This window comes from Vibrio sp. M260118 (genome assembly GCF_036533755.1).
GTDB lineage: Bacteria > Pseudomonadota > Gammaproteobacteria > Enterobacterales > Vibrionaceae > Vibrio.
The window spans coordinates 1-5,597 of record NZ_JATABG010000240.1; the positions used below are offsets into that span (position 1 = coordinate 1).

The following is a 5,597-nucleotide window of genomic DNA, read 5'->3' on the forward strand; positions in this document are numbered from 1 at the left end:
ATTGCGATCTGACTCATGAAGGTCGCTTACCGCTGTAACTCCCATCATCAAGTAGGCTTTTAACTCTTTTTTCCGATTATCTAGTAATTGTTCACGGTAATCGACCAACTCTTGCTCTAATGCGTTCTTACCGTTCCAGTAATAAACCAAGGTAACGAGTGTTGTCAGCAAAACCAAAGGTATCACCGTTAGCAGCTTAAGTTTCGTCCGGCTTTTTAGCGATAAGCTCATACATACCTCCACTGAGTAATGCTCCTAAGTATGTTCATTATTTTGTTCATTCCGACTATTGGATTCATTTATTATTTTTGACGTAGCATTGAGTATTGAGGTCATACTCTTTTTATAAAACCACATCATTTAGAGTACTGATTTACTAGCCATTTTTCATTTGCCTACTTAATGAGTGGTCGAATACCGAGGTCGATGGTTGATATAAAGATTAAGTGGTGCAGCAACGAGTAGAAAAGTGAATGACAAGCTTCGCTGCCCAATTGCAACCTGGTAAATGCTACACATAATAAAAAAGCGCCAAATGGCGCTTTTTTATTTAAATGTTTGAGAAATCACAACTCTATCGGGGCGGGTTCGATTTTATTCCACCGCGAAGTCACCGTTGTATTTCGGCCAGCGGCTTTTGCTGCATACAAGCTATCATCCGCAATATGGATAATTTCATCGAGTGTTGCTTTGTCGCACTGCTCGCTTCCCAAGTCGGAGAAGTCAAACTCACAGGAGCCAATTGAAACCGTTACGGGCTTGTTCCCTACTTCAATGCTGTTCACACAAGTCCGTACCTTTTCGACCAACTCGCGCCGTACCTTAACGTCTCGTTCTGGTAGCCAAACCACAAACTCTTCACCACCAAAGCGAGCGACAAAGTCACTTGGCGTTAGTTGCTGCTTAATTTTTGCAGCCACTTTTTTAAGTACATCGTCACCGATTTGGTGGCCATAGTTGTCATTGACCCGTTTAAAGTGGTCGATATCAATCACGCACAGAGTTCCTTTCCCGCCAATGCCCTTCATACGTTCTATATCGAGATGAACCGTTTTGAACATACTGCGTCTATTCGCCACTCCTGTTAGCGCATCGTGATTAGCGTGATATTCCAAACGTTCATTTAGCTTTTGTAGACGCTCTTCTTGTTTACGACGAATTAACTCAACTTCAATCCAAGAGGCCATCAACTTTAGTACGTCTACATCAATCGCTTTGAACTTACGGTGGTAAGGTGTAGCAGAAGAGAAGTTGAGCGTACCGAATATTTCATTGTCGATAAAAATCGGAACACCAATATAAGATTCGAGGCCAAACGCTTGATATGCCGGATGCGTCGCGTACTTGTCATCCTCACCCATATTCTCAATCATTACGGGCGCATAGGAGCTGCAGGTAATTTCACAGTATGTTTGGCTATAGTCGAAAGTATCCCCGACACCTAGCTCGACACCTTCTGGAGTCACACAGTTGAGCACTGTATAAGTGTTACCGTCGATTCGAGATAAGATACCGATATCGAGATTGAATCTTTCCAATCCCATCATGATCAACTGACTGACCTGAATATCAAATCCCTTCTGGTAGTCATTGGTGATCTGATACAAGCCTCGAATCACCTTTTCACTTTCGCTTTCAACCACCATACAGTCTCCAAAAGATAATAATTGTTATATTAAAGATAGAGTTATAGTTTCAATAGATGCAACTCTTTTCTTGTTTCCAACAACAAAACTTGGCCTCTCCGCCCAATATTTTCAGACTCTACATAGCGACAGCAGAGCGGCTTTGGTAGTATTGACCAATCTTAACCACATCCGGACCAATGGATATGTACCTTTCAAAACTAACCAAAGAAATCTTTGACCACCTTTACCGCGACATCTCTGAATTTCGTAGCACTTTCGATTTGCCAGTTAACTCACCACAAAGTTTAGACGATAAAGCGGACACTCTGCATACTTCCTTAGCCATTGAAGAATTAACAGAGCTTGCAGAGGCAGACAATAAAACCGAGCAAGCGGATGCAATTATCGACAGCGTGTATGTTTTGATGGGACGTTTGGTTCATTTGGGCCACGACAAAGTCGAAGACAACCTAGCGATCAACTACCTAATCGACCTGCTACTCAATGTTGCAGTAAACCGTGGTATTGAGTTCTTACCTTGTTGGGATGAAGTTCACTCAAGCAATATGAGCAAAGTGTGCCGTAACGAAAAAGAGTACGCTGAAACTGAAGCTTACTACGCAGAGCAAGGTATCAAGCTAATGGCTGTACAGAAAGGTGATTACATCATCGCTAAATGTGCTGAAGATTTTGTCTCTGAAGCGAAGACAATTCGCCAAGGTAAAGTGCTGAAATCTGTTTACTACCGCCCAGCAGATCTAGTACCTCTAACAAAATAGTAGCCAAAGGCAAATAATAGATAAAAAAGCGCCACCTAAAGTAAACCTTAGGTGGCGTAAGCTTCCATAGTCAAAACAAAAGACTTCATCAATCATTCATAAGGCTCCCACCTACAGTCACCTACTTCCGAATGAATCCGTCCAACAAGAACGAGAATGTATCGTTAATACATATTGCGAGTAGCGTGCCAACTTTTTAAATTAACTTAAGTTATTGATATTTAAAGGATTTAAACAAAACACATGACTAGCAGCGGATCGACATCACGCTCTGTTTAAGTGCAAGTTGCACCAAAATACCTCTTTAGGGGTACTATTCGAACAATAGAACGGGTGAACCATCGATAACAACGCGCTTCACTTGGGTTCTAAACACACGCGATAGTTCGCTTACGGAAAGCACTTGTTCCACCTTCCCAACCTGCTGCATGACACCTTTATCAAGCAAGATCGCTTTGTCAGCATGTTTCAAGGTTCTATTTAAGTCATGGTTCGACATCAGTACCGCAATTCCCATCTCAGCGACACGTTGAATCAACTTATAGAGCAGCGTTTCTTGACCGATATCGAGCGGCGCAGCTGGCTCATCAAGGATCAACAGCTTTGCGTGAGGGTTTAACGTTGGCCAAACCTGCAAACATATCGCGCATAAGCGAACTCGTTGCCACTCACCGCCTGACAGATGGTGTATCGAGCGATGAAGTTTGTCATCAATCTCTAATAGCTTTGATAGTTCACCAATGACCTCGGTGACATTCGGGTGACTGGCTAACGCTGTGGTAGGCAGTGATAAAGACAAGTAGTGAACAACGTCGAGGTTAAATGCCGGGCGATCGCTTTGCGCCAAAAATGCTCGGCTAGTCGATAGGGCTTCAATTGAGGCTTGCTTTACATCTTGCTCGAAGATTTTAGCTTGACCTTCAAAAGCCAACAAACCTGCAACCGCCGACAGCAGCGTGCTTTTACCGCTGCCATTTGGGCCAATCACGTGCATAATTTCGCCTGGCGCAACGTCAAAAGAGAGCGGTAACAGGCGAGAACCAACAGAGAGACTACTAACGTGAATCATGATTACTCACCAACATCCAAATAAAGATTGGAGCCCCAATTGTTGTTGTAACGACGCCAAGTGGTAACTCTGCCGAATCGAGTGCAGTTCGAGCTATTAGGTCAGCAAAGACAACTAAAGTTGCTCCAGCTAGCGCAGAGATTGGCAACAGGTAGCGGTTCTCACTACCGAATGCTAAACGTAGAAGATGAGGTACGACGAGGCCGACAAAGCCAATCACGCCGCCGAGCGCTACTGACCCCCCAACTAATATTGATACAGCAAAAATCAGCTTCCAGCGCGCTTCATCAACATCTATGCCTAACTGTTTGGCATGCTGTTCTCCCATCATCAACTTATCGAGTAAGATACCTTTGCAGCACAACCAGATAAGCACAGGTACTAAGACCAAGGTTAAAACATGATGATACCAACTTGCAGCACCAACACTGCCCATCAACCAGTACATGAGCTGACGAAGGCTTAAGTCGTCACTAAAATAGAACGCCCAAGTAACGATTGCACCAGAAAGAATCCCTAGTGCGACCCCAACCAAAAGTAGCTTAGTGGTTGTCAACCGCATGCTTTTTGCGACAAACACTAACAGCAATGTAAACGCTAATGCGCCCATGACCGCTGCGGTCATAAAGCCAACCGGTGTGGCGAACGCAGGAAAGAAGAACAACACCATAACCATCAGCACGCTGGCACCACCAGATATCCCCAACACGCCCGGTTCGGCTAACACATTGCCGAGCAGTACTTGAAGCACCGCGCCAGAGACAGCCAGTGCTGCTCCAATGGTAATCGCTGCAAACAACCTAGGTAGGCGAAGCTGCAACACTAGCTGTTCTTGCAGTGACGTGAGTTCTTGGAAGGGAGATATGTAAATTTCACCAACGACTAAATAGACACTGCTAATGAGTATAAGAAGTACAAAAAACAGTACGCCAAAGCGTGTCCACTTTTGACGCCTACGGCCTAAGAGCTGAGTAAATTCCATGTTGTCGCTGATTTGTCTGTTGAACCCGCAAAGAATAATGGCTTAACGATACCGTTAAGCCATTAAAATAGAAAGCGTTGCATTGGAAATGTTGGCTAGTCGTAGACGATCTGCCCATCCTCATAACGAGTTTTAACCGGACACACCATTAGCGCGGCACGTTGACCAACCGCAACATGGCGATTTGGGAACACAACTGCCTCCCCTTCGTTTTTCGCCATCAGGGGTTTGTCTCCATCATGACCAAACACTTCACCATGTTTAAACGCGGTAAAGTTCTCCACGTCGTCGTTGAACATGAAGTCAAAATCATCATGCAGGCGCACTATAGTTCGACTAACACGATACATAACCGGCTTGCGCGACAAGTGTTCAGAGTCGCTATTTGACACCAAGTCACGTAGAGCAAGGTCAAACGCCACTAGCTTATCGAGGTCATTCTCGCCAATCTTCGCCACGCGACCAAGTTCCACCGTTAACGCTTGCGCGCCAAAGTTCTCGGCACTAAACCAACTAAAGGTACTTGAAGGCGCGTTAGAGAACATTATGGCATCTAGATGAGCACTGGAAGCAAACTCCATTAAAGCCTGACTACGCACCGGATGACGAACCTTAGGGCTCACCGCAAATGAATAGTGTTTAGACAAACGAATCGCACAGTGCAGGTCTAAGTGCCAACGCTGCTCTTGCTGAGTGCCTTGGTAAAAATCGTTCACTACACGCTTAAGATCTTGTGCAATTTCAAGCTCTGTTGAAGGCGGATACTCTTTTTCATCAAACAGACGATTAAGATTGGTATCAATAAATCGCGTGTGCGCGTTCGTTGCTGCTGGATGAGCATTGATAAACAGCAGCCTTTCAGTCACAGGCTGAAAACCGGTTTGAATATCGGTAATGATCTTATCAACGATCTCCATCGGCGCAGTTTCATCGCCGTGAATACCGCACGAAATAATGATGTGCTTACTCTCATCTGAAAGATTCGCCGGAATCACCTCCAGCACACCACGTTGATGTATTTTAAAGACAACTCCACCAGCCACAGTGAGTTCATTTGCTGGCATCTCTTGCTGTAAGTCTAAGCTGTCAAAAAGAAAAGATTGGCGAAAGAGGGTTTTCGTCATGCGCTACTCCTTTAT

5 protein-coding genes and 1 pseudogene are annotated in these 5,597 nt (G+C 44.7%); 1 reads left to right on the plus strand and 5 read right to left on the minus strand.

Features of this window, described 5'->3' with window-relative positions:
* Nucleotides 1-231, minus strand: a pseudogene (locus tag QTO00_RS13840) (methyl-accepting chemotaxis protein); the annotation flags it as partial.
* A gap of 335 nt (nt 232-566) precedes the next feature.
* Nucleotides 567-1,646, minus strand: coding sequence for a sensor domain-containing diguanylate cyclase (locus QTO00_RS13845; protein ID WP_331425325.1), 1,080 nt, complete (start codon nt 1,644-1,646; stop codon nt 567-569).
* Nucleotides 1,647-1,831: 185 nt separating this feature from the next.
* Here QTO00_RS13845 and QTO00_RS13850 point away from each other — a divergent pair, with 185 nt between their 5' ends.
* A complete protein-coding gene (locus QTO00_RS13850) occupies nt 1,832-2,407 on the plus strand; it encodes a nucleoside triphosphate pyrophosphohydrolase family protein (RefSeq protein WP_331425326.1) in 576 nt (191 codons plus the stop codon).
* Nucleotides 2,408-2,720: 313 nt separating this feature from the next.
* Here the strand turns inward: QTO00_RS13850 and btuD are convergent, their stop codons facing one another.
* The 3 genes from btuD to QTO00_RS13865 all read right to left on the minus strand — a co-directional run bounded on the left by btuD (nt 2,721) and on the right by QTO00_RS13865 (nt 5,582).
* The gene (gene btuD / locus QTO00_RS13855) at nt 2,721-3,476 is read right to left on the minus strand and encodes a vitamin B12 ABC transporter ATP-binding protein BtuD (protein WP_331425327.1); all 756 of its coding nucleotides are present in this window, start codon (nt 3,474-3,476) and stop codon (nt 2,721-2,723) included.
* Nucleotides 3,463-4,458, minus strand: coding sequence for a vitamin B12 ABC transporter permease BtuC (gene btuC / locus QTO00_RS13860; protein WP_331425328.1), 996 nt, complete (start codon nt 4,456-4,458; stop codon nt 3,463-3,465). The genes btuD and btuC overlap by 14 nt, the downstream gene beginning before the upstream one ends.
* A 95-nt stretch (nt 4,459-4,553) precedes the next feature.
* A complete protein-coding gene (locus QTO00_RS13865) occupies nt 4,554-5,582 on the minus strand; it encodes a succinylglutamate desuccinylase (RefSeq protein WP_331425329.1) in 1,029 nt (342 codons plus the stop codon).
* Nucleotides 5,583-5,597: the final 15 nt, after the last annotated feature.

Bases quoted from the DNA above. Each gene is read 5' to 3' on its own strand.
- QTO00_RS13845 (WP_331425325.1), bottom strand. From the start codon at position 1,646: ATGGTGGTTGAAAGCGAAAGTGAAAAGGTGATTCGAGGCTTGTATCAG.
- QTO00_RS13850 (WP_331425326.1), top strand. From the start codon at position 1,832: ATGTACCTTTCAAAACTAACCAAAGAAATCTTTGACCACCTTTACCGC.
- btuD (WP_331425327.1), bottom strand. From the start codon at position 3,476: ATGATTCACGTTAGTAGTCTCTCTGTTGGTTCTCGCCTGTTACCGCTC.
- btuC (WP_331425328.1), bottom strand. From the start codon at position 4,458: ATGGAATTTACTCAGCTCTTAGGCCGTAGGCGTCAAAAGTGGACACGC.
- QTO00_RS13865 (WP_331425329.1), bottom strand. From the start codon at position 5,582: ATGACGAAAACCCTCTTTCGCCAATCTTTTCTTTTTGACAGCTTAGAC.